General features: G+C 61.9%; 23 protein-coding genes and 1 pseudogene. 19 read left to right on the top strand and 5 right to left on the bottom strand.

Annotated elements, in window-relative coordinates:
* The first annotated feature begins 5 nt into the window (after positions 1-5).
* Entirely contained in the window at positions 6-1,187 is a 1,182-nt protein-coding gene (locus tag CXQ94_RS11750) for a glycoside hydrolase family 1 protein (RefSeq protein WP_104090254.1), read from the top strand.
* 91 nt (positions 1,188-1,278) lie between these two features.
* Here the strand turns inward: CXQ94_RS11750 and CXQ94_RS11745 are convergent, their stop codons facing one another.
* Positions 1,279-3,213: a glycoside hydrolase family 5 protein gene (locus tag CXQ94_RS11745; protein WP_104090602.1), complete on the bottom strand. Its 1,935-nt coding sequence runs from the start codon at positions 3,211-3,213 to the stop codon at positions 1,279-1,281.
* A 347-nt stretch (positions 3,214-3,560) separates the two neighbouring features.
* On the bottom strand, positions 3,561-4,901 hold the full coding sequence (locus CXQ94_RS11740) for an amidohydrolase family protein (RefSeq protein WP_104090252.1): 1,341 nt from the start codon (positions 4,899-4,901) through the stop codon (positions 3,561-3,563).
* A gap of 141 nt (positions 4,902-5,042) precedes the next feature.
* Between CXQ94_RS11740 and CXQ94_RS11735 the strand changes: the two genes are divergently transcribed.
* Positions 5,043-5,858 carry a hypothetical protein gene (locus CXQ94_RS11735; protein WP_104090250.1) on the top strand — a complete coding sequence of 272 codons (816 nt, stop codon included), beginning with the start codon at positions 5,043-5,045 and terminating at the stop codon, positions 5,856-5,858.
* Here the strand turns inward: CXQ94_RS11735 and CXQ94_RS11730 are convergent.
* Entirely contained in the window at positions 5,855-6,487 is a 633-nt protein-coding gene (locus tag CXQ94_RS11730) for a hypothetical protein (protein WP_146070290.1), read from the bottom strand. The two genes, CXQ94_RS11735 and CXQ94_RS11730, sit on opposite strands and share 4 nt — an antisense overlap.
* Positions 6,488-6,759: 272 nt before the next feature.
* Here CXQ94_RS11730 and CXQ94_RS11725 point away from each other — a divergent pair, with 272 nt between their 5' ends.
* The 3 genes from CXQ94_RS11725 to CXQ94_RS11715 are packed head-to-tail and all read left to right on the top strand — an operon-like array spanning position 6,760 to position 8,807.
* Complete coding sequence (locus CXQ94_RS11725) at positions 6,760-7,173, top strand: SgcJ/EcaC family oxidoreductase (RefSeq protein ID WP_104090246.1); 414 nt, start codon at positions 6,760-6,762, stop codon at positions 7,171-7,173.
* A gap of 48 nt (positions 7,174-7,221) precedes the next feature.
* Positions 7,222-7,557 (top strand): YciI family protein, encoded by a 336-nt coding sequence (locus tag CXQ94_RS11720; RefSeq protein ID WP_104090244.1) that lies wholly within the window; start codon positions 7,222-7,224, stop codon positions 7,555-7,557.
* Positions 7,557-8,807 (top strand): RNA polymerase sigma factor, encoded by a 1,251-nt coding sequence (locus CXQ94_RS11715; RefSeq protein WP_104090241.1) that lies wholly within the window; start codon positions 7,557-7,559, stop codon positions 8,805-8,807. The genes CXQ94_RS11720 and CXQ94_RS11715 overlap by 1 nt, the downstream gene beginning before the upstream one ends.
* Positions 8,808-8,841: 34 nt before the next feature.
* Here the strand turns inward: CXQ94_RS11715 and CXQ94_RS11710 are convergent, their stop codons facing one another.
* A complete protein-coding gene (locus CXQ94_RS11710) occupies positions 8,842-9,324 on the bottom strand; it encodes a MarR family winged helix-turn-helix transcriptional regulator (protein WP_258067045.1) in 483 nt (160 codons plus the stop codon).
* Positions 9,325-9,520: 196 nt separating this feature from the next.
* Here CXQ94_RS11710 and CXQ94_RS11705 point away from each other — a divergent pair, with 196 nt between their 5' ends.
* From CXQ94_RS11705 to CXQ94_RS23045, 14 genes and pseudogenes are all read left to right on the top strand, one after another.
* Positions 9,521-10,453, top strand: a complete 933-nt coding sequence (locus CXQ94_RS11705) for an SDR family NAD(P)-dependent oxidoreductase (RefSeq protein ID WP_104090238.1) — start codon at positions 9,521-9,523, stop codon at positions 10,451-10,453.
* A gap of 5 nt (positions 10,454-10,458) precedes the next feature.
* Positions 10,459-11,358: an amidohydrolase family protein gene (locus CXQ94_RS11700; RefSeq protein WP_104090236.1), complete on the top strand. Its 900-nt coding sequence runs from the start codon at positions 10,459-10,461 to the stop codon at positions 11,356-11,358.
* A 1-nt stretch (position 11,359) separates the two neighbouring features.
* On the top strand, positions 11,360-12,553 hold the full coding sequence (locus CXQ94_RS11695) for an acyl-CoA dehydrogenase family protein (protein WP_258067043.1): 1,194 nt from the start codon (positions 11,360-11,362) through the stop codon (positions 12,551-12,553).
* Positions 12,554-12,593: 40 nt separating this feature from the next.
* The gene (locus CXQ94_RS11690; protein WP_104090231.1) at positions 12,594-13,049 is read left to right on the top strand and encodes a MaoC family dehydratase; all 456 of its coding nucleotides are present in this window, start codon (positions 12,594-12,596) and stop codon (positions 13,047-13,049) included.
* A 64-nt stretch (positions 13,050-13,113) separates the two neighbouring features.
* The gene (locus CXQ94_RS11685; RefSeq protein WP_104090229.1) at positions 13,114-14,439 is read left to right on the top strand and encodes an MFS transporter; all 1,326 of its coding nucleotides are present in this window, start codon (positions 13,114-13,116) and stop codon (positions 14,437-14,439) included.
* Between the two features lie 42 nt (positions 14,440-14,481).
* A complete protein-coding gene (locus CXQ94_RS11680; RefSeq protein ID WP_104090227.1) occupies positions 14,482-16,029 on the top strand; it encodes a long-chain fatty acid--CoA ligase in 1,548 nt (515 codons plus the stop codon).
* Between the two features lie 59 nt (positions 16,030-16,088).
* Positions 16,089-16,253 (top strand): annotated as a pseudogene (locus CXQ94_RS23310) (helix-turn-helix domain-containing protein); the annotation flags it as partial.
* A 59-nt stretch (positions 16,254-16,312) separates the two neighbouring features.
* On the top strand, positions 16,313-16,864 hold the full coding sequence (locus CXQ94_RS11670; protein ID WP_104090225.1) for an IclR family transcriptional regulator: 552 nt from the start codon (positions 16,313-16,315) through the stop codon (positions 16,862-16,864).
* 129 nt (positions 16,865-16,993) lie between these two features.
* The gene (locus CXQ94_RS11665) at positions 16,994-17,674 is read left to right on the top strand and encodes a 4-carboxy-4-hydroxy-2-oxoadipate aldolase/oxaloacetate decarboxylase (RefSeq protein WP_104090223.1); all 681 of its coding nucleotides are present in this window, start codon (positions 16,994-16,996) and stop codon (positions 17,672-17,674) included.
* Positions 17,671-18,771 (top strand): 4-oxalomesaconate tautomerase, encoded by a 1,101-nt coding sequence (locus CXQ94_RS11660; RefSeq protein WP_104090220.1) that lies wholly within the window; start codon positions 17,671-17,673, stop codon positions 18,769-18,771. The genes CXQ94_RS11665 and CXQ94_RS11660 overlap by 4 nt, the downstream gene beginning before the upstream one ends.
* Complete coding sequence (locus CXQ94_RS11655) at positions 18,768-19,787, top strand: amidohydrolase family protein (RefSeq protein ID WP_104090217.1); 1,020 nt, start codon at positions 18,768-18,770, stop codon at positions 19,785-19,787. Before CXQ94_RS11660 ends, CXQ94_RS11655 begins: the two co-directional genes overlap by 4 nt.
* Entirely contained in the window at positions 19,784-20,677 is an 894-nt protein-coding gene (locus CXQ94_RS11650) for an amidohydrolase family protein (protein ID WP_104090214.1), read from the top strand. The genes CXQ94_RS11655 and CXQ94_RS11650 overlap by 4 nt, the downstream gene beginning before the upstream one ends.
* Before the next feature lie 2 nt (positions 20,678-20,679).
* Positions 20,680-21,078 carry a protocatechuate 4,5-dioxygenase subunit alpha gene (gene ligA / locus CXQ94_RS11645; RefSeq protein WP_104090212.1) on the top strand — a complete coding sequence of 133 codons (399 nt, stop codon included), beginning with the start codon at positions 20,680-20,682 and terminating at the stop codon, positions 21,076-21,078.
* Positions 21,078-22,874 carry a class III extradiol dioxygenase subunit beta gene (locus tag CXQ94_RS23045; RefSeq protein ID WP_104090209.1) on the top strand — a complete coding sequence of 599 codons (1,797 nt, stop codon included), beginning with the start codon at positions 21,078-21,080 and terminating at the stop codon, positions 22,872-22,874. The genes ligA and CXQ94_RS23045 overlap by 1 nt, the downstream gene beginning before the upstream one ends.
* On the opposite strand, the gene CXQ94_RS11635 is transcribed toward CXQ94_RS23045, so the two are convergent.
* Entirely contained in the window at positions 22,871-23,680 is an 810-nt protein-coding gene (locus CXQ94_RS11635; protein ID WP_104090207.1) for an NAD(P)-dependent oxidoreductase, read from the bottom strand. The genes CXQ94_RS23045 and CXQ94_RS11635 overlap by 4 nt on opposite strands.
* Positions 23,681-23,682: the final 2 nt, after the last annotated feature.

Here is a 23,682-nt window from a genome sequence, read left to right as displayed (position 1 = left end):
GTACCATGCTCACCTTTCCCGATGGCTTTCTATGGGGCGCCGCAACGGCTGCCCACCAGATCGAGGGCAACAATGTCAACAGCAACTGGTGGAAGATGGAACACGCCGCAGGATCGAACATCGTGGAACCAAGCGGCGACGCGATGGACAGCTACCACCGCTACCGGGAGGACATGAGGCTGCTGGCCGACGCCGGGCTCAACTCCTACCGCTTCAGCATTGAGTGGGCACGCATTGAGCCGGAGCGGGGATATGTATCGCGGGCAGAGATCGACCACTATCGCCGGATGGTGGATGCGGCCCACGAGTTTGGGCTCAACCCGACTGTGACGCTGATGCACTTCACGGTGCCGCAGTGGATGCACGACGACGGATTTTGGCGCGCCGACGATGCCGCCGATCTGTTCGCCCGGTACACGGAATCGATTCTTCCGATCGTTTCTGACGGCGTCGACCACGTCTGCACCATCAATGAGCCAAATATCGCGGCGATGCTGGCCGGGGGAGAGGATGCCGCGAATCTCGTTGCTTTTGGACTGCCGAACCCCGATCTGGGTGTTGCGGACGCTCTGCTTGAGTCGCACAAGCGCTCCCGTGAGGTTCTCTCGAGCGTTTCGGGCCTTAAAACGGGATGGACCGTTGCGACGCAGGCCTTCCACTCCACTGGCGAGCCGGGTGCGGACGAGAAGCTCCACGAGTATGGTTACCCGCGCGACGACTGGTACCTTGAGCACTCAGCCGGTGACGACTTCGTTGGCGTGCAGGCCTACACGCGAACCTTCATTGGGCCAGACGGCCCGCTGCCCGTAGCTGACGACGTGGAAACCACGCTCACCGGCTGGGAGTTCTTTCCGCAGGCCCTCGAGCTCGGTGTGCGCAGTGCATGGGATCTGAGCGGGGGAGTCCCGGTGATTGTCACGGAGAACGGCATCGCGACCGCAGACGACACTCGCCGTATCGCCTACACGGAAGGGGCACTGCGCGGCCTGCATGCAGCAATGGCTGACGGTGTTCAGGTGCTGGGCTACCAACACTGGAGTGCCTTGGATAACTACGAGTGGGCCAGCGGATTCCGCCCGACCTTCGGGCTCATCGCCGTGGACCGTGAGACGTTCGTGCGGACTCCCAAGCCCAGCCTCGGCTGGCTGGGAAACGTTGCGAAGGCCAACGGACTGCCCAGCGCCTAGAAGAGCAGGGCATGATGCGCTCAATTCGATGCTGATTTAGTCAGCTTGAGGGTCGGGGACGCTATTTGTCCCCGACCCTCACGCGGTCAACTTAGGTGAGTGGCTTGCACAGCAGCGCGTCCGGCACGCCCCCGTGGTTCCATTTCCATGTGAAGGCGACACCGGCGAGGTATTCGTTGTCGGCGCACTGGCCCTTGAACTTTCCTGGCGCCCAGTCGCTCGACGTCGAACCCCCGCCCGCAGGCCTGTTATCGCCGGCATCGAACCAGACCACACGGCCCTGGCTCGCCGGGAGCGTTGTTGAGGTCGGCGCGCACAGTAGCTTCGACGTTGAGTACTTGTTCACGGTGCCGATGGTCAGGCTGTAGCCGACAGCCATTTGGCCCGCCGCGCACTGAAGTTTGTTATAGCCGGAGGCCCAATCGTTTTGCACGTTCGCCTCATTTCCGACCACGTTGCGCACTGTGGTGAGCGCTGGCTGTAGATTATTGGTGCACAGGGCCCGGTTCTGGCCGCGCGCAACCCCGGCTAGCCTTTCGCTGTCGGGGCAAAAACCTTTCCATTGCCCGGCGTCCCAGTCCGGCCGGGCCTGCATGAGTGCGGAGGCATTCGTGTCGGGGGATTGGCTGTCACTGCCGAGCATGTTCCAGCGGGCAGAGGCTGTCACTGGACCCGTTGCTACAGAGGTGTTCACGATCTTCCGCCACCCTGGGTAACGCCAGTCATCGGCAATGCTTAGCTTCGTGCCGTCCGCCTTGTAGGCAAGGAGGGCAAACTTGTCGGAGAAAACGCCGGAGTCGCTTGCCTGTGTCACCAGCGGCCAAGCCGCGAAGTCGGTGTCGTTTGCGGCAAGGATGTCAGTGAAGTTCGTCCACCAGGCAATTTCCTTGGCATCCGTCTGGCCCGTGCCGGTGGTGCCAAACTCACTGACCCAGACCGGTGCGGTGTAGTGCTGTCCGGGCTTGTACAGGAACAAAGCCTCTTTCTGGACTTCGGCGGCAAGTTCCGCTGCGCTTAGATCGCGGTAGCGCGGATCAGTGGTCTCGCCCAGCCCGGTGGCCCCAGTGTGCCGAGGCCCGGTGAAGCCGTAGACGTGCGCCGAGTACACCACCTTGTTGGGGTAGAGGATGGTGTTGGAAATGTTGGCGACAGGTTTAAGTTGCGGCCTGTCATGGAACGTGGCATCGGTGGGGATGCCCTGCCAGTTGATCCCTTCCATCACCACCAGCACGTTTGGATTGGCCTTCTGGATGGCAATCCCGGCCAGCTGATACGCCTTGTACAGGTCGTTGCCGTCGCCGAGTCCCCAGTTGGGGTCGTCCCAAATGTCGCGCCGGACCTCGTTACGCAGGTCCATGCCCACCACGCGGGGGTTGTTCTGGTAGCGAGTCGCCAGCATGACCCAGTCGCTGATCCACTTGTCCGTGGTCTGACTGCTGTACCACTTGGAGTTTCCGTCATCGGCGCCACAGCACCAGCGGGAGGTGGTGGTGTGGTTGTTCAATATGACCGCGAAGCCATCGCCTGTGAGGGCATCGACGACGGCGTCGAACACCTGCAGGGGGGTTTTCCCCTTCAGCGATGGGTTTGCCGTCACTGCGACGTCCGGCACCGATGTGGTCATCCCGAGCATCTCGTTGGAGAAGGGGAGCCGGATGCTGTTGATGCCCAGCTTGTGGAAGTCGCTCATCAGCGTCGGGAGGGCCACGCGGTCCAACCCCATGGGGATGTCGTAGCTCATGCCGCTGTTGCTGTTCGCCGGATCCGCAGCCTGTCCCGATCCGTTCCAGTGCCCCTGTGCGCCGTCCCAGTTGGCGGATTTTAGCTTGAACCTTGATCCGTTGGCGTCGACGATGTACCGACCGCTGGTGCTCAGTGGTGCCGCCCATGAGGCGGCGAGCTGGGCCCCGGTTAGCTCGGGAATAGGATCGTCGGCGGGTGACGCGTTCGCCGGACTGACCAACGAAATTGCCGCCAGGGCGATGGCGCTGAGCCCCACTGCGGCGCGAGTGATGTGACCTTGCATGTTTGAGCCCTCTTCGTTTAAAGGTGTGCCGTACTCGGCCACACAACGGATGACCGATGGCACCTGACGACCTCATGCTAGGAAGTGGAGATTAGAAATGTCAACGTAAACATTTTGGTATTATCCGAATGGACAGGACACTCCCCGGTGACGTTTTAAGCGATTTTGGCACGTGCTGGCAATGGAAAAGGTGCCCCGTGGCGCCGGGTTGGTACGGTTTTCTACATCAGGTGCCAAGTCTCGGTGATGGTACGAAAGCGCCCAATCTAGTTCCACGAGATGCGGCAGGGGAGCAAGGAGTTGCCCCATGGGTTGCCTTCGACTTGAATCTTCATGGACGCCAATCCTCACGTAGCAGAGGCATTTCTCCGGGAGAAGCCTGACCTGCGTTCACGCACGGCCGCCACCACCTTGGCGATCTGGGCGTCGAACGCCTCGAGCTGCTGCGTTTCGGCGGCACTGGCTACGGACGCGCGTCGATCGCAGGCTATTCCAGCCCGCCAAATTCGATCGATGGCGCGGGTTGCGGTGATGTCCACTAGCGGGTCACCGGTGACGAGAACCAGGTCAGCGCGCAGCCCGGATCCCACGCGTCCTCGATCGTTGAGACCGAACACTCGTGCCGGGCCGGAGGTGGCAGCGGCCAGGGCCTGCGCCGGACTCAGGCCGCACCGGACCAGAAGTTCCAGCTCCCTGTGCAGGCTTGCTCCGAACACGGTCCCGGGGTTTGGGGCATCGGTGCCGGCCAGAACAGTGACCCCCGCATCAGCCAGTCGGCACACATTCTCCTCGGCCCGTGAGTACGGTGGCATTACACGGCCAGTCAGTACGGTGGTATCCGAGGCTAGCCGACGTACCCAAGCCTCCCCGAGCACGTCTGCGAGCCGGGGATCCCCGGCCACTGCCGCGCCACCCATTTCACCGAGGGTGTTTTCGATGGTGGCCAGTGTAGGGCCGACGGCGATGCCAGCCCTAGCCATCCGGTCGACAAGGTTCTGGGACAACTCGGCGTCGGCGGGGACATGGGCCAGGACATCGACACCGGCAGACACCACCTCCTCAACACCGGCAGTCGAGCTCACATGAGCGACGACGATCAATCCTCTGGCATGCGCGGCGATGACAAGGGCCCTGATGGTTTCGGAACTCAGCGACGGCCACAGGCCCCCGGTGCCGGAGAAGATCTTCAGATAGTCCGAACCTTCCGAGATCCGCTCCTCGACGAACGGTTCGGCCTGCTCGGCATCGGTCAGTGTCGGGAATGGTGCGTACATGACCGAGGGGTGTCCACCGGGTGCGGTGGCACCGATACCCGAGGAGAGGACATCGGCCACATCCTGGCGATAGCCGGCCTGCGCCTTTGACCTGGCCACCAGATCGGGTTTATTGAACATGTCCAGGACGGTGGTGACGCCGAAGGTCAACGATTGTTCGAGGGCGCCGGGAACGATGTGCACGTGAGCGTCGATGAGGCCGGGGAATACTGTCCCCCCGGCAGCGTCGATCACGTCGTCGCCTTCTTGGGCGGCGGAGGTAACCGTACACTCGGTGATCAGCCCGTCCACGAACCGGACTGAAGTCCATTCCCGCAGCGTCGTTCCGTCGAACACCTTTGCGTTCACGATCGTTGTTGCCTTTTTCAAGGGGTCCTCTCCGCTTACCCGACCAGTGGAAAGAGTGATGGCCATTCTCTTCCCAGACTACGAATCAACTTTATCTATTGGGCAAAAACCTTGGAGAATGCTGAGAACGCCGACTCGCGACCGACTGCCTTATATGCTGTCCATGCTCAACCCGCTCAATCCCACTACGAATTAGAGGTTCCGGCAATGCTGACGATCGAGAACGACCAACGGCTTGTCGAAATCATCGACCCTCGAAGCGATCAAGACTATCTTGGGACACGGTATTGCTCCGGCGGCTACATTTTTCAGGTCACCGACAAGGTGCTCGGCCCCTTGCTTTCCGGTCCAACGTTTCCCGATTCCTACAATGTTTTCGATGGGCAGGGCATCCCCGACTCGTTCAACCTCGCACCCTTGCGAGGCACCCAGGCCGGGCTCGCCCTGGTGCTCGGCGTTGGCGTTTGCGACCTCCTCGAAGATACTGTCCGTGAACCGTGCCTGTGGGACATTGACGCCACGACTCTATCCATCACCTTCACCACCCGACAGGCGTTCCAGGGATGGGTTGCGGAGATCGAGCGAACGGTCACCCTTGAGGGGCGCACGGTCCGCTCGAAGACGGAGGTGCGCAACGTCGGCGCCGATCGATTCCCGATCGTGTGGTTTCCCCACCCGTTCTTTCCACAGCTACCCGAAGGCTCCGACGAACTAATCAAGGTCAACCCGGCGGTGGACTTGCCTGACAACGAGGCGTATGGACTTTCCTCGAACGGATTCATTCATCGCAAAGGTTGGCCATGGACCGGGGACTACTACCAGGCCCTCAACGTGAGGGGGAACCGTGAGCTGGTGATCTTCCAGCGGCATCCGGCGCTCGGCCTAGTGAGCGCCAGCTGCTCCTACGCCCCCACCTACTTTCCGATCTGGGGAAATCGGCACACATTCTCGTGGGAGCCGATGGTCGAGCGCACCACCGCTCCCGGCCAAGTGGCAGACTGGCGGATCGACTACGACTTCTAGACGGCAGGCTCAGCCTCGGGAACACGCTCGTCAGTTTCGGCCTCAGTGCCAGAGTCGTCGTCGGCTACTGCGGACTGATCCGTTTCGGCGACCAATTCCTCATAGGGGAGGGAATCCGTGTCCGGTGCGTTCGCCACATTGAACTCCAAAACTGAGCTGCGATGGCGTCGGTTTTCAGCCAAATCGAACAGGCGTCTGGCCGCAGAAATGTCACCTTCTTGTTCTAAGAGGGCGCCAGCGGCCATCAGCGCTTCGGCCGCCACAGCATTCTCGCGGTAATCCAAATAGGCGCGCGCCACCGGCTCTTCGCTGATACCGGTGATCAGTGCACTTACCCGGTTGGCGTCAGCGAGGGAGTGTCCATGTCCGAGCTGGTAGACCTCATGGTAGAGGAAGCCGTAGTTTTCCTCCCGGAAGTCCATGGACTGATCCAAACGAGCCTTCAATTCGGCCTGCTCGGCGGGCGAGAGGTCGTCCACTTCGAGGCCAAGTCGTTGGGCAAACTCGCGTAGGTAGGCGGCGCTGGCCAGTGGCATTCCGCCCAGGGCGAGAGGGGCGTCGGATGTCCCGGGATCCGCATGTTGGGCGGAGGAAAACAGGGCAAGAAATTTTTGGATCAGGGAATTCAAGGGGGTCTCCATCGTCTAAAGCTGCCCTTCAATCTTCCCAGCCTCCGCGCAACGATCGCTCATGACGTCCAGTGATTCTCGCCTCAGGGGCGACAATTACATGGATTCGGCACTTCGCTGCGGCGGGCCCGAGGCAATCTGGTGGTCAGAGGCCGACGTCGAACATTTCTCGAATGCGTTGGTGGAAGTTGTCGATCTGCGCTGTTGCTGCGCGTCGTATTGGTATGGGCCCGGAAGGAAGGGCCTAGCGACAGCGATGAAAGGAACAAGTAATGACGGAAAACCAGCCCACCACTGACCGCTCCTCCGACGAGGGGGAGATTCGCAGCCTCTTCGAGACGATCTATGCAGCATGGGCGCAGAACGACGCCGATGCTTTCGTGGCACCGTATAGAGAGGACGCCACGGTGGTCATGCCGGGCGCCTTCCACCGCGACAGGGAGGAAATCCGGGTATCAATGGACGCAGGCTTCCACGGGCCACTAAAGGGTTCCCGCGCTGTAGATGAGCCCTTGAGTCTGAGATTCCTCGGGCCTCAGATAGCGATCGTCGTCAGCAAGGCCGGCATTCTCATGGCTGGCGAAACCCAGCTGCCAAGCGAGCGAGAAGTCATTGCCACCTGGGTGCTGGTGCGGCAGGATGGGCGTTGGCTCGTCGCCTCCTATGCCAATGCGCCGGCCCACTGAAAATTGCATTCAAAACCCAAGCCAACGTTCCCACCAAGGGAGTACCAGATGTCCAAGTATTTGATCATGATCTTCCAGGACGAAGTGGTGTCAATAGAAGACGCGGGAGAGAGTGTCAGTGCCGACTACGTGGCGTTCATGCAACGTCGTGGAGCGCATCTGCTCAACGGGGCAGCATTGGAGCCTCCGGAGACGGCAACCACCGTCCGGCGCGATGGGTCCGGTGGGTTCTCGGTGACGGACGGTCCCTTCGCCGAGTCGAAGGAGACCCTGGGAGGCTACTACCTGATCGAAGCCGCCGACCTCGATGAGGCGCTGGAGATTGCCAAAGAGATTCCAGCCGGCATCGGCGTCGAGGTTCGGCCCGTGAGGGTGGCCAGTTAGTGCCACCGGTCGCCAGCTCGGAGGTCGCTGCTGCGGTTGCGAACGCGCACCGTCATGAGTGGGCCTTCGTGCTGGCGGCAACCGTGCGAGTTGCCGGCGATATCGACACTGCCGAAGAAGCCGTTCAGGATGCTTACGCCAGCGCACTGGCTACATGGGGCAGTCGGGGCATCCCGGCGAATCCTGCGGCATGGCTCACCGTGACCGCGCGCCGACGCGCGGTGGACATTCGCCGACGTGCGGCGACGGCCCAGCGTGCGCTGCCCAAGCTCCTTGATTTACAGGAGTCGGACCACGAGCCGGCCCACGATGCGCAGGAAATTCCCGATGACCGGTTGCGGTTGATTTTCACGTGTTGCCACCCGGCACTTGCCTTAGATGCCCAAGTTGCCTTGACCTTGCGCCTGGTGTGCGGGCTGTCGACGGCCGATGTTGCGCGTGCCTTTGTGGTCCAGGAAGCCACGATGGCGGCCCGGATTACCCGGGCGAAGAAGAAGATCGCGTCCGCGCACATCCCCTACCGCGTGCCGGGTGCAGTCGAACTGCGCGAACGTGTCGACGGTGTTCTGACGGTGATCTTCCTGGTGTACACGACCGGTCACACGGCCCCCTCGGGGGCAAACCTGATGCGCCGGGATCTGGCCGAACGCGGCCATGAGTTGGCGAGAATGCTCCGCGTCCTGCTGCCTGGGAACCGCGACGTGGCCGGGCTGCTGGCACTCGTGCTGCTCACCGATGCCCGGAGTGACGCACGGGTTGATGAGGGCCATGACCTGGTGCTGATGCAGGATCAGGACAGGACGAAATGGGACCGGCCGGCTATCGAGGAAGGGGTTGAACTGGTGGGGGAGGCTCTGCAACTGCGGCCGCCTGGGCGTTTCGCCATCATGGCGGCAATCGCGGCCGTCCATGACGAGAGCCAGCAGTGGTCCGACACCGACTGGCAGGAAATACTTGGCCTCTACGAGTTACTCCTTGAGAAGTGGCCCTCTCCCATCGTGAAACTCAACTGGGCCATCGCCCTCGGGTTTGCCGTTGGCTACGTGGAGGGTCTGGCTGAATTGGACGCCCTTGGCGCCGAGCCACAACTGGCCCGCTACCCGTATCTTGCCGCAGCTCGTGCCGATTTTCTGGCCCACCTGGGCCGCCTCGACGAGGCCCGGCTTGCTTTCGAGGAGGCGCTCATCCTCACAGACAACCACACCGAACGCACCTTTCTTCGGAGGCGTTTGAGTGGGCTGCAGGCTTGATGATGAGCGCCCGACAGTCACGAACCCTATTTTCCTACGTGTGCAGCAGGACCTTGCGGAGAAGTGACTTGACCGTTTCTGCTTCCTCCGGGGTGAGTGCACCCAGCTGCGCGCGTTCCGTTTCGCCGACGGCAGCCCGCGCGTCCGAGTAGACCCGGCGCCCCTTGGCTGTTGCCAGGAGAATCCTTTGCCGCCGATCCATGATTCCTGGTTTCCGCTCCACGAGTTGAGCTGATTCGAGCTCATCGATTAGTGCCACGATCTGACTGGGGTCAAGAGTTAGTAGGGCCGCCATTTCCCGCTGCGTCGGGTGGCGATCCCAGCAGGCTAGGGCCAGCACGGAGAATGATCTCTCCTTGAGCCCAAACTCCGCCAGCGTCACATTGGTCAGTTGAGACCCTGTGGCGTGAAGTTTGGCCAGCAAGAAGCCCAGATCATTGCCGATCGGAAGTTCCGCCAAGTCCGACGAATCATCATCCACGGCAAGAACGGGAACCAACGTTTGCTCGTTCGTCACGGTTGCCTTCCTTGGTCAAAGTTCTGGTGCCCGCCGTCGTAGGCAGGGGGCTACAAATGTCGTTGAATATCACAATCATCGTATCCGACATCGGTTGATCCAAGTCAACATATTCAATGTAGAAAAATATCATTGACATTTTCAACTAATTAGACTTTTATGGAATCAATCACACTACAAGTCACAAGGGAGCATCATGGGTTTGCAGGGAAAAGTCGCAATCGTCACGGGCAGCGGAGCTGGACTGGGCCTGGCCTACGCCAAGGAGCTCGCCCGCCAGGGTGCCGCCGTCATCATCAATGACGTCAACGAAGCCGCAGCCAATGTTGCGGTTGCCCAGATCCAGGCCGAGGGTGGCAAGGCGGCCGCTGTGGTTGCCCCAGTCGGTTCCTCCGAGGCGGCCCGCGCCTTGGTGGCCGGCGCGGTGGAGAATTTTGGTGGACTGGACATCCTGGTGACCAACGCCGGAATCCTGCGCGATAAGAGCCTGCTGAAGATGACCGACGACGACTTTGATGCGGTCATCAATGTCCACCTGCGAGGAACTTTCACCTGTGTGCGGGAGGCCTTTGGCTACTTCAAGGAGCACGGCGTCGCCGGACGCATTATCGCCATTGGCTCACCCACCGGCCAGCGAGGCAATTTCGGCCAGACTAACTACGCCGCCGCGAAGGCAGGCATCGTGGGGATGGTGCGCACCTGGGCACTGGAAATGAAGCGCGCAGGGGTCACCGTCAACGCCGTCATCCCGGTCGCCGCCACGGCCATGACCAAAACCGTCCCCTATTTCGCCAAGGCCGTCGAGGCAGAGGAGCGCGGCGAGGCCATGCCCTCCTTCTTCCGCCACGACTTGGGCTTTGGCACGGCCGACGACGTTGCCCCCCTCATTGCCTACCTCGCCTCCGATGAGGCAGCAGACATCAACGGCCAGGCCATCGGCGCGGGTGGAGATCGCCTGCAGCTGTGGACGCACCCCGACGCCGCGGCCACCGAATACCGAGAGGGCGGCTGGAAGTACGCCGATCTGAGCGAAGGATTCCACCAGGCATTCGCAGGCAAGTTGCAGTCCGTGGGTGAAGAGTTCCCCGCGCTGCCGGCCGAGCTGGCGCCGGCAACGGCAGGGGAGTAGCAGCCATGCCTACCCCGTCCGCCGCCTACGAGCTGGGCGTCAAGGCAAGCGCTGTCGTCGCCGTCGACATGCATGTGCACATCGAAATCGACGACGACGGCCACCACTCCCTTCCCGAGGCGCTGACCGAGGCGTCCAAAAAGTACTTCAAGTCCGAGGATCGCAGCCCGACCATTGACGCCGTCGCCGAGCTCTACCGCGAACTGAAGATGGCAGCCGTCGTCTTCACCGTGGACGCACGCACGGCATTGGGACACGACCCCAACAACATCGAACAGTTGATCGCCGGCGCCGCCCGGAACAACGATGTGCTGATTCCCTTTGGCAGCGTGGATCCGCGCACCGGAGCCGAAGCTATCACGCGTGCCAAGTATCTGGCCGGGGACCTTGGGGCACGCGGATTCAAGTTCCACCCGTCCCTGCAGGGCTTTGACCCCTCGAGCGAGGCGTTTTACCCCCTTTGGGAAACCCTGCAGGACCTTGGGCTACCGGCGATCTTCCACACGGGACAGAACGGCATGGGGGCGGGCCTGCCGGGCGGCTTTGGCATCAAGCTCGGCTACTCCAATCCGATGCTGCTCGACGCAGTGGCCGCCGACTTCCCGGAACTGCAAATCATCATGGCCCACCCCTCCGTGCCCTGGCAGGATGAAGCGAACTCCATCGCCACACACAAGGCCAACGTGTTCATCGACCTCTCCGGCTGGTCCCCGAAGTACTTCCCGGAGTCCCTTGTCAAGGCCAGCAACTCCGTGTTGCAAGACAAGGTCCTGCTCGGCACCGACTATCCGCTGATCACTCCCGCCAAGTGGCTGGGTGCCTTTGCCGAGCTGCCGCTCAAGGATGAGGTCCGCCCGAAGATCCTCAAAGACAATGCCGTTCGCCTGCTTGGATTGGCGGGCTGATGTGACTGCGTCTGCATCGGAGCGACTCTATAGCGTCTGTGACTACTACGACGCCGAGTCCCTCCTCACCGCGGCCGAACGGGGTGTGCTCTCACGCCTGAGGTCGTTTTTGGACACCGAAGCGAAGCCGTTGCTTGCCGAGTACTGGGAGCGCGGTGCGTTCCCCGAACAGTTGACTCAGCCGCTGATCGAGCTGGACATCATGGAACCGGCGGAACTGTGCGCCGAGGGACCGGCACGAGGACTCTTCAACGGGTTCCGGATCTTTGAACTGGCCCGCACGGACGCCTCACTGGCTACCTTCTACACCGCCCAGGCCGGGTTGTTCCGCACAGCCATCAGGATCGGGGCCAGTGCCGAACAGCAGGCCCTGTGGATGCCCAAGGTGGTTGATTTCTCCCTCAAGGGTGTCTTCTCACTGACCGAGCCAGATCATGGTTCAGACATAGCCGGTGGCCTAGCTACGACCGCCGAAAGGGTGGGGGATCAGTGGATCCTCAACGGTGCCAAGCGATGGATCGGCGGGGCTGAGAGCGCGGATGTTCTGGCCGTTTTTGCCAGAGACATTGCCGACAACCAGGTCAAGGCTTTTCTGGTTGACCGGCAAGCGCCCGGCGTCACGCTGAGCAAGATTGGCGGCAAGACCTCACTGCGGATGATGCAAAACGCCGACATCGAGTTGAGGGAGGTACGCGTCCCGGAAGCGATGCGCCTGCATGGCGTCAACTCCTTTAAGGACGTGGCGACCATGCTTAAGGCCATGCGTTCGGATGTTGCCTGGATTGCCACAGGGGTCCAGGCCGGAGCATTCGAGGCCGCCCTTGCCTACGTCCGCGGCCGCGATCAGTTTGGCCGGTCCTTGGGATCGTTCCAACTGGTGCAGGAGAAACTGGCCCGCATGCTGGGCAACCTCACGGCGTCGTTGTCCTTGGTGATTCGGCTGACCGAGCAGCAGTCCAAAGGCGTCTACCGCGACGAGGACTCTGCCCTGGCCAAGATGTGGATCAGCTTGCACATGCGCGAAACCGTTGCCCTGGCCCGGGAAGTGGCCGGCGGCAACGGCATCACCCTGACCTGTGATGTGGGCCGTTTCCACGCCGACGCCGAGGCTATCTACTCCTACGAAGGCACCCACGAGATCAACGCCCTCATCGTGGGCCGCGCACTCACGGGTCGCAGCGCCTTCACACACTAATTTTTCCTTTTTTCCTACAACACCAACCACGGAGGCAACCATGCCCAATCTCGTCGTCGATTTCGATAAAGTACTGACCCTTGCCGGAACGGATCTTGGCTATTCCGAGTACCGCGAAATCACCCAGGAACAAGTGAACTTGTTCGCCGATGCCACCTCCGATCACCAGTGGATCCATGTTGACCCGGAACGCGCCAAAGACGGCCCCTTCGGTGCGCCCATCGCCCACGGCTTCCTCACCTTGTCCCTGCTCATCCCCTTGTGGAGCGAGCTGTTTGACGTCGAAGGCGCCTCCGCCAAGGTCAACTACGGCCTTGACCGTGTCCGCTTCACCTCCCCGGTCAAGGTCGGTTCCCGCGTGCGCCTGCAGGCAACCATCGCCGAAGTGAGCGAGGTCAAGGGCGGCGTGCAGATCAAGGTCGCCAACACCATCGAAATTGAAGGTCAGGAGCGGCCGGCCGTTGTTGCCGAGTTCCTGGCCCGCTTCTACAGCTAACAATCGGGGCCGGCAAAGACGCCGGCGTCTCCACAGAACTCACCACAGAGAACAAGGACGTTCCATGAGCACACCCGTCACCACGAACACTGGCGATCCAACAGCCCTCCGGCGAAAAGAGGCACGCACCGTCGTCGCCTCCAGCTATTTGGGCAGCACTATCGAGTACTACGATTTTCTGCTCTACGCCACGGCCGCAGCGGTGGTGTTCCCCAAGGTCTTCTTTACAGGCATGGACGACTGGGTGGGTGTGGTGGCCTCCTACGGCACCTTCGCTGCCGGTTACCTTGCCCGGCCGCTGGGCGGAATCATCTTTGGTCACTTCGGTGACAGGATTGGGCGCAAGAAAATGCTCATCGTCTCCATGATGATGATGGGAGTGGCTTCCACATTGATTGGCCTTGTGCCCGGCAGCTCCGTCATTGGGCCCTGGGGCGCGGTGCTTTTGATCCTTCTGCGTGTGGTGCAGGGTATCGCCGTTGGTGGCGAATGGGGCGGTGCTGCGCTGATGGCACTTGAACATTCCGACGCTAAGCGCCGCGGCTTTGCCGCCTCCTTCGTGAACGCCGGGGCACCCACCGGAGCAGTCTTGGGTACCTTGGCCATGGGTGTTGTCTCATCTCTGCCCAACGATCAGTTCCTTTCATGGGGCTGGAGGATCCCGTTCCTGATCTCCTTTGTGCTGCTGATTGTGGGCATGTTCGTGCGGCTGAAGGTTACCGAGAGTCCCATCTTCGCTGCCGCCGTGGCCCAAGAAGAAGCCGAAGGTAAGAAGCCGAGGATTCCGCTGATCCAGGTGCTGAAGAAGCCGCGCCCGCTGATTTTCATCATGCTGGCAGGTGCCGCCGGGTTCGCCCTTCAGGTAGTCATGGCGACCTTTGCCGTCACGTACGCGGTGTCACTGGGTGCGCCCCGGCAGGGTGTGCTTTATGCCTTTGCCGGCGCCTCTACTATCGGGATCGCCTTTGTCCTGATCGGTGGGCGTCTCTCGGACAAGCTGGGCCGCAAGCCTGTCATGGTTGCCGGTCTGGTGCTGTTCATCATCTACCTGGTACCGATGTTTGCCATGCTTTCCTCCAACAATGTGTGGCTCATCTTCGTGGCATTCACGGGCGGGCTCATCTTGCACTCGTTCTTGTTCGGCCCCATGGCGGCCTTCGTGACGGAGCAGTTTGGCACCACCTCGCGCTACACCGGCGCCTCTCTGGGCTACCAGCTGGCTACCCTCCTGGGCGCTGGCTTTACACCAACCATTGTGGCGGCATTGTTCAAGAGTTCCGGCCACGACATCGGGTCGGTCATCTGGTACCTTGGTGGCCTGTCGATCGTCTCCATTGTCTTCATCCTCTTGACCCGTGAACCCAAAAACAATGATTTGACTGCGCTCTAATAGAGCGAGGTTTTGGGGGTCGACCCCGGAAAGGTTTTGACTATGTTGAACAATGGAGTCGGGTCATGGCTGCAACGCCGCCGAATGAAATCGGGGACGTCCACGGCCGTCATTGCTGATACTCAGAGGCTTAGCTACGACGAGTTGGGGCAGGATTCCGATCGTCTGGCGAACGGACTGCGTGGACGTGGGATCGGCCAGGGCGACACCGTTGCCTATCTAGGGGAGAACGACCCGGCCTTTTTGAGTACGTTCTTTGCCTGCGGACTGCTCGGGGCCATCTTCGTCCCACTCAACACTCGCCTGGCGGCACCGGAAATTCGCTACCAGCTCCAAGACAGTGGGGCTAAGGTCCTCATCCATGCCGGGGCACTGAACTCGCTCGCCGTGGCTGCCGTGTCCGGGGCCACCGCCGTCGAACACCGGATTGTGGTCCAGGACGGTTCGCCCGCGGCGACGCCCGCAGGGTCGGAAACAGTGGAGTGCTTCGCCGACGTGCTCGCCGCGGCGTCGCCCGAGCACTCCGACGTTGCTGTTGGCTTGGAGGACGGTGCCATGATCCTGTACACCTCAGGCACCACGGGCCGGCCCAAAGGCGCCCTGCTCACGCACGGCAACCTGACCTGGAACGCCATCAACGTCATCACCGACACGGACCTGAACAGGCACGATGTAGCGCTGATCATTTCGCCCATGTTCCATGTTGCGTCACTGGACATGGGCGTGCTGCCCATGCTGCTCAAGGGAGCAACAGTGGTGTTGGAGCACCGCTTCGAGCCGGGACGGGCGCTGGGGCTCATCGAGGAACTGAAGGTGACATCCCTGAACGGCGTCCCCACCACGTTCCAGATGCTGTGCGAACACCCGAGCTGGGAATCGAGCGACATCTCCTCCCTCGACAAGCTGACCTGCGGTGGGTCGGCTGTGCCGATGCGCGTGTTGGAGGCCTATGAAAAGCGTGGCTTGAATTTCTCCAGCGGCTACGGCATGACCGAAACGGCGCCTGGTGCAACCATGCTGCCTTCGTGGCGGTCCCGCGACAAGGCCGGCTCATCCGGCGTCGCCCACTTCTTTACAAGCGTCCGGATAGCTTCACCCGAGGGGGAGCCGCTGCTGCCGGGCGAGGTGGGAGAAATTCAGGTGTCAGGGCCCAACGTGATTAGCCAGTATTGGAATCTGCCGGACGCCAGCGCAGCCGCGTTTGAGACCGGCGGCTGGTTCAAATCGGGGGACCTGGGGTCCTTAGATGAACAGGGCTTCCTGTTTGTCTCCGACCGCTTGAAGGACATGATCATTTCCGGCGGCGAGAACATCTACCCGGCGGAAGTGGAACAGCTGATAGCCGAACTGGAGCAGGTCGCCGGGGCGGCAGTCATTGGGGTCCCGGATGCGAAATGGGGTGAAGTTCCGCTGGCCATCGTGACCCTCCACCCCGGGGCTGAACTAACAGAAGCGCAGCTTCGGGAACACTTGGACGGCCGGCTGGCCCGGTACAAGATCCCCAAGCAGGTGGTTTTTGTTGGCGAGATGCCCCGTACGGCGAGCGGAAAAATTCGCAAGACTGACTTACGCTTGCAATTCCCGAACTAAGGGATCCGCCCGGCAAGGGGCCGCCGGTGCTTCGATTGAGCAATGGGAGAATTGCAACCATGGACAAGACACCAGTGACCCGATCCGTGACCGGACGTGCCTTCGCGGTGTTGGACACCTTCAGCACCAAGAACCGTCGCCAGTCGCTGTCCGCCATTGCGCGGCGGGCCGGGCTGCCCCTGACCACCACGCACCGGCTCGTCCGCGATTTGGAAGAGCAGTCCGCCCTGGTCAGGGGGCCGACGGCGACTACGAGATCGGGCGGAAGATCTGGGCACTGGGCATGCTCGCCTCCGTGCACGCCGAGCTGCGAGAAGTGGCACTGCCGTACATGGAGGACGTCTTCGGGCTCGGCAACGATGCCGTGCAGCTCGGTGTACTTGACGGGCTGCGTTGCCTCATTGTCGATCGCATCGCCGGCTCGCGAACGATTTCGGTGCTCAGCAAACCTGGCACCCGGCTGCCCCTGCATGCCACCGGCGTCGGCAAGGTGCTGCTGGCCTATGGCGGTGCGGAACTGCAGGAGGCGACGCTCACCACCTTGGATCGCTACACCGAACAGACCATCACCGACACGGCGACACTTGCCGAACAGCTCCGCAAGATTAAGTCGCACGGCTTTGCCATCACCTACGGGGAGTTGGTCGATGGATCGGTTTCCGTGGCCGTGCCCGTGCGTGGCAAGGCGGGACAGGTCATTGCCGCATTCGGGGTCGTCCTGACCAGTACCACGACCGAACCCCAGCGGATGGTCCCCGTGTTGCAGGTGACGGCCGCCGCACTCTCCAAGAAGCTGCTTGACTCAGGGCTTGGTGTGGCCTCGCGGCTGCACTGAACGCACGGCCGCCGCTTCCCGGCCGGTTTCAGGGTTGTCTTCCGGTATCCGGAAATGGCTTTGATGCGCCGGCGCCCGATGGAGTTCTCTTGAAGCAACGCGCACTGCGCGAGAATTCAAAGGAGAATCATGGCGCGAGTAGTAACAGGCACCCCCCGCACCGAGCTGGACATTGTCGACGGCTTGGCCGGCTTGGGTGTCGCCACAGTTCACGAGGCACAGGGCCGGATCGGCTTGCTTGATCGGCGCCTGCGCCCCATTTTCCCCGCGAAGATTGCCGGCAACGCCCTCACCTGCGAGGTCTCGCCCGGTGACAATTGGATGATCCACGTGGCAGTTGAACAAGCCAAGCCTGGGGACATCCTCGTTGTCACCCCGACGAGTCCCTGCGACGACGGCTTCCTCGGCGACCTGTTGGCCGAGAGCCTGATGGCCCACGGCGTGCGCGGCCTGGTGATCGATGCCGGGGTGCGCGACGTCGCGACCCTCACCGAAATGGGCTTCCCCGTCTGGTCGAAGAGCATCTTTGCCCAAGGCACGGTCAAGGGGACGCCCACCAACGTGCAGACCCCCATCGTGATCGCGAACCAGCATGTCCGGCCGGGCGACGTGGTGATTGCCGACGTCGACGGCGTGGTGGTGGTGCGCCGTGAAGACGCGGCCGCAGTCCTCGTCAAGGGCCTGGAACGCGAAGCCAACGAGACGGCGAAACGCGCGCGCCTGGCTGCCGGCGAGTTGGGCCTGGACATTTACAACATGCGAGAAGCCCTGGCTGCCAAGGGCTTGGTTTACGAGGAGTACAAGGAATGAGCAGCAGCCAGGCCTCCGTGCCGTGCACCGTGATGCGTGGCGGCACGTCCAAGGGGCTCTACTTCCTCGCGGATGAGCTGCCCGCCGAACGGGCGGTACGCGATAAGTTCCTGCTCGCGGCCATGGGTTCACCGGACCCGCGGGAGATCGACGGCATGGGCGGCGGGCACCCGCTGACCTCCAAGGTCGCCGTGGTCAGCGCCTCGCAGCGCCCCGGAATCGACGTCGACTACCTGTTCCTGCAGGTCTGGCCCGACCGTGCGGAGGTGAGCGATTCACAAAACTGTGGAAATATCCTCGCCGGTGTCGCCCCCTTCGCCATCGAGAAGGGCCTGGTGGCGGCGCACGACGGCGTCACGGCCGTGGCAATCTACATGGTCAACACCAACTCGAAGGCGACGGTCGAGGTCCTGACGCCCGGCGGCTTGGTCGAGTATGCCGGCGATGCCCGGATTGACGGCGTGCCAGGCACCCATGCCCCGATCATCATCAACTTTGAGGATGTTGCCGGCTCAAGCTGTGGGGCGTTGCTGCCCACGGGCAACGTCGTCGATGTCGTCAACGGGGTTCGCGTGACCTGCATCGACAACGGTATGCCCGTGGTGTGCCTGGATGCGGCCGACTTTGGCGTCACCGGCTACGAATCCCCAGCCGAGCTCGAGGCCAACACGGAGCTGAAGGCCCGCGTCGAGGAGATCCGCCTGCAAGCGGGCACCTTGATGAACTTGGGCGACGTCACCACTAAGACGGTCCCCAAGATGAGCCTGCTTGCCCCCGCCCGCAACGGTGGACTTCTCAGCACCCGCACCTTCATCCCGCACCGTGTCCATGAGTCGATTGGCGTTCTCGGTGCCGTCTCGGTGGCGACCGCCTGCACGCTCGAGGGCAGCGTGGCGGCCCAGATCGCCGGAGTCCACGGGGCAGGGGAGAACCTCGAAGTCGCGGTGGAACACCCCAGCGGCTTCTTCACCGTACAGATGGAAATGGACAACTCCTCCGGAGCGCCGGTGGTACTCAAATCCGCACTTCTTCGTACCGCTCGACTCTTGATGAGCGGCTCCGTCTACGTCCCCCGATCCGCTTGGGAGAGCAAATGATCATCGATTGCCATGGCCACTACACCACCGCCCCTGAGCTTCACAATCAGTGGCGCATCGACCAGCTGGCTGCGTTCAACGCAGGAGAGCCAACGCCCGCCTACCCGGAGATCACGGACTCGATCATCCGCCAAAGCATTGAGGCCAACCAGCTCAAGCTGATCACCGAACGCGGCACCGATCTGACCATCTTCTCGCCCCGCGCATCGGCCATGGGCCACCATGAAGGCGATCAGCGCATCAGCCTCGAGTGGAGCATCGCCTGCAACAACCTGATCAAACGTGTGGTTGAGCTGTTCCCGGAGACGTTCGTGGGAGTTTGCCAGCTACCCCAGTCGCCCGGCGCCGACCTGGGCGAATCCATCAAGGAACTTCAGCGGGCCGTCACCGAACTCGGATTCATTGGCGCCAACCTCAATCCCGACCCCAGCGGCGGCAAGTGGGAGACGGTTCCGCTCACGGACAAGTTCTGGTACCCGCTCTACGAGAAGCTCGTGGAACTGGACGTGCCCGCCATGGTCCACGTCTCGGCGTCGTGCAACCCGAACTTCCACGCCACCGGGGCGCACTACATGAACGCGGACACCACCGCGTTCATGCAGCTGCTCCAGGGCGACCTCTTCAAGGATTTCCCCACACTGCGCCTGATTATCCCGCATGGCGGTGGGGCGGTTCCGTACCATTGGGGCCGCTACCGTGGCTTGGCGGATATGCTCAAGCAGCCAAGCCTGGACACCCACCTGATGAACAATGTGTTCTTCGACAGCTGCGTCTATCACCAGCCCGGCATTGACTTGCTGGTGGACGTGATCGCGAACAAGAACATCCTGTTCGGTTCGGAGATGATCGGAGCCGTGCGCGGGATCGATCCGCAGACCGGGCAGTACTTCGATGACACGAAACGCTACATCGATGCCGCCGACGTAACGGCTGCGGAACGCGAAGGAATCTTCGCCGGGAACGCCCGCCGGGTTTTCCCGCGGCTCGATGAGAAACTACGGGAGCAAGGGCTATGACAGTTCAGAATTTCGTGAAGGATGCCGACTGGTTGGACTGGCGGGCAAACCCCACCAAGCCCGCCTTCAAGGTGCCGGCGGGCGCAGTCGACGCACACTGCCACGTATTCGGCCCCGGCGAGATCTTTCCGTTCGCGCCGGAACGCAAATACACCCCGTGCGATGCCAGCCGCGAGCAACTCTTCGCCCTCCGCGATTACCTGGGCATCGAAAAGAGCGTGGTGGTCCAGGCCACCTGCCACGGCGCCGACAATTCGGCCCTGCTCGACGTTTTGGCGCACTCGGGTGACACGGCCCGCGGCGTGGTGACGGTGAAGCCGGACGTCACCGAGTATGAGCTGGCCCGCATGCACGAGCTGGGCGTTCGCGGTGTGCGCTTCAACTACGTAAAACGCCTGGTGGACCCCCAACCCGACGACTACTATCGGGCCATCATCGAGAAAATCCGGCCGTTGGGCTGGCATGTGGTGCTCTACTTCGAGCCGGCCGACTTGCGGGAAAAGTGGGACTTCTTCACCTCATTGAGCATCCCCATCGCCATCGACCATATGGGTCGCCCCGACGTCGGCAAGCCGCTGGGCAACGCCGACTTTGCGCTATTGCAGCGTTTCATGCGGGAAAACCCCACCGTGTGGTGCAAGGTCAGCTGCCCTGACCGCCTGAGCATCAGCGGGGCACCCCTCTACGCCGACGTGGTCCCGTTCGCCCGGGCGATCGTTGAAGAGTTCTCCGACCGGGTGCTCTGGGGAACGGATTGGCCGCACCCCAACATGAAGAAGGAGATGCCCGATGACGGCGTCCTCGTGGACTACGTACCCTCCATTGCAACGAGCACAACCCTGCAACAGAAATTGCTTGTGAACAATCCCAACAACCTCTATTGGAGCTGATCATGAAACCGGACTTTGAACAGTTTGACGACATTCCAGGCACCACCATCTTCACCATCCAGCAGGCGCAAAAGGGTTTCGCGCTCAATCAGTTCTGCATGAGCCTGCGCACCGAAGCGAACCGCAAGCGCTTCCTCGGCGATGAGGCCGCGTACCTCGATGAATGGGACATGACACCGGAGCAGAAGCAGGCCGTGCTGACGCGCAATTTCCAGCAGATGCTGGACACCGGCGGCAACGTCTATTTCCTCTCCAAAATTTTTGCTTCCGACGGCCTGTCCTACGTGCAGGCCGTGAGCACCATGACCGACATGAACTTGGCCCAGTATCAGGAAATGATGCTGGCCGGTGGCCGCAACATTGAGGGCTGGCGCTCAAAGAAGGAACGAGGCGAAGCATAATGGCACGCATCAGCGCCGGAGTGGCAACATCCCACATACCCGCCGTGGGCGCGGCCATCGACATGGGCCGCACCAACGAAGACTATTGGAAACCCATGTTCGACGGGTATGAGTTCTCCAAGAACTGGATGAAAGAGAACGCCCCCGACGTGGCGATCATCGTCTACAACGACCACGCCTCCTACTTCGGCATGGAAATCATGCCGACGTTCGCCATGGGCGTGGCCGAGTCCTACGGGATCTGCGATGAGGGGTACGGGCCCCGTCCCATCCCCGATGTCCAGGGCTGCCCCGAGCTTGCCACCCATCTGGCCGCCTCACTCATCCTGGACGATTTCGACATGACTGTACTGAACGTCCTCGAGGTGGACCATGGCCTGACAGTCCCGCTCTCGCTCATGTATGGTTCCCCCGAGAAATGGCCCAGCAAGGTCATCCCCCTTGCCGTGAACGTGGTCATGTACCCGCAGCCCTCCGGTGAGCGCTGCCTCGCCATCGGCAAGGCCATCCGCCGCGCCGTCGAGGCCTTCGATGAGGACCTTGACGTGCAAGTCTGGGGGACAGGCGGCATGAGCCACCAGATCCAGGGCGCCCGCGCCGGCCTGATCAACCTACCGTGGGACAAGCAGTTCATGGATGACCTCATCAACGAACCCGAGGTCCTTCAGTACAAGCCCCACCTCGAGTACATGCGCGAGGCCGGCTCCGAAGGAGTGGAGCTGATCATGTGGCTGATCATGCGCGGCGCACTGGGGGATAAAGTCGACGAGGTTTACCGTTTCAACCATGTGCCGGCGTCGAACACGTCAGTAGGCCACCTCATCCTCACCCCCCCAGGAGACTTCATGACCGTCAATCTCGCCGTCGTCGGCCTCGGTGCCTTCGGCCACAAACACCTGGACGCCATCGCAGCGATTGCCGACGCGAAAATCCAGTACGTTGCCCACAGCCGCATGGAAGTGGCCCAGGAGGTTGCGGCCAAGTACGGTGCCAAGGCGGCATTCACCGACTACGCCGAACTTCTGGCCCAAGAAGACCTCGACGGCGTCATCCTCGCCACCCCGACCCACATGCATCACGCGCAAACCTTGCAGGCTCTACGCGCCGGCAAGCATGTCATGGTGGAGATCCCCATGGGGGACTCGCTGGCTGGTGTGCAGGAGATTGTCGATGTGCAGCAGGAGACGGGGCTGATCGCGATGGCCGGGCACACCCGCCGGTTCAACCCCTCACACCAGTACGTGCATGACAAGATCACGGCAGGCGAGTTCGCCATTTCGCAGATGGATGTGCAGACCTACTTCTTCCGCCGCACCAACACGAATGCGCTGGGTGCGCCCCGCTCCTGGACCGACCACCTGCTGTGGCACCACGCCGCCCACACGGTGGATTTGTTCCAGTACCAGACCGGGGAAAAGGTTGTGCAGGCCCATGCCATTCAGGGCCCTAAGCATCCCGAGCTTGGCATCGCGATGGACATGTCCATTCAGCTCAAGACCGAAAACGGCAAGATCTGCACGCTGTCACTGTCGTTCAACAACGATGGCCCGTTCGGCAGCTTCTTCCGCTATATCGGCGATACCGGCACCTACATTGCCCGCTACGACGACCTGTTCACCGGGGCTGAGGAGCAGATCGACGTCTCGCAGGTGGCCGTATCCATGAACGGGATCGAGCTTCAGGACCGTGAATTCATTGCCGCGATCAGAGAAGGACGTGAGCCGAACTCCAGCGTGGCCCAGGTCCTGCCGTGTTACATCGTGCTCGACGCACTGGCCAGCCAGCTGGACTACTAAGAACGCCGCCCCTGCGGGAGCTTGCTGAACGGGATCTTCTTCCCGTGCATCAGGCTCCCGTAGGTGAAATCGATGGGGGCGGTCATGGTGCTTTCATAGTCGGTGTCCCGCAGCGCCTCGGCAACTTCGAGCAATTCCATTTGACGACGCTTGAAGTTTTGGGCGGAATCAAGGAGAAGGCTCTTGGCTGTTTCGGCTGAACTGGCGTTGAACTGCTCCAGGACCTCGTCGAACGCCCAATCCTGCAAACCCAGGCTTTGCGCTGCCCACAGGCTGTCGATGATCGCGGCGGCCATCGACTTGTGCAAAAGGCTGCGCACGATTTCGCGGGCGGCGGCCTCACCTGGAACGTCGGAGACGTAGTCCAGGGCTAGTCCGGACGGCTCGAGGAGCCCCATCAGTTTGCCGGCTCCTGACCCGGAGGCGGCCAGGGAGAGCTCCTGCGCCGCCCCGGGTACGGGCGCCAGGACAGCCACATCGGCGAAGGCGCCCGGTGGAAAGAGTTCCGCGAGTCTTCTTTTCATGCCGGGTGTGCCGCTGTTTGCGTCGGCAAAAACAGCACCCTCCTTGAGCAGCGGCGCAATCTGCTCGGCGAGCCGCAAGGAGTGCGTGCGGGAATTCAGTGAAAGCACCACATCGGCACCTGCCACGGCCTCCGCCTGACCCTCACCCAGGGGTGCCGCATTGTTCTTGCTCGCCATCGGGTCAATGACCGTGACGTCGTAGCCGGCGGCCAGCAGGGCAGCGGTGATTCGTGTCCCCGCTTCGCCGTGGCAAATGGCGGCAATCGTGGTGTGCGTAGACATGT

Origin of the sequence: Arthrobacter sp. GMC3 (genome assembly GCF_002929305.1) — a bacterium.
Classification (GTDB): domain Bacteria; phylum Actinomycetota; class Actinomycetes; order Actinomycetales; family Micrococcaceae; genus Specibacter.
Note: the sequence above shows the minus strand (reverse complement) of the source record. Positions and strands in the feature narration are given on the sequence as shown.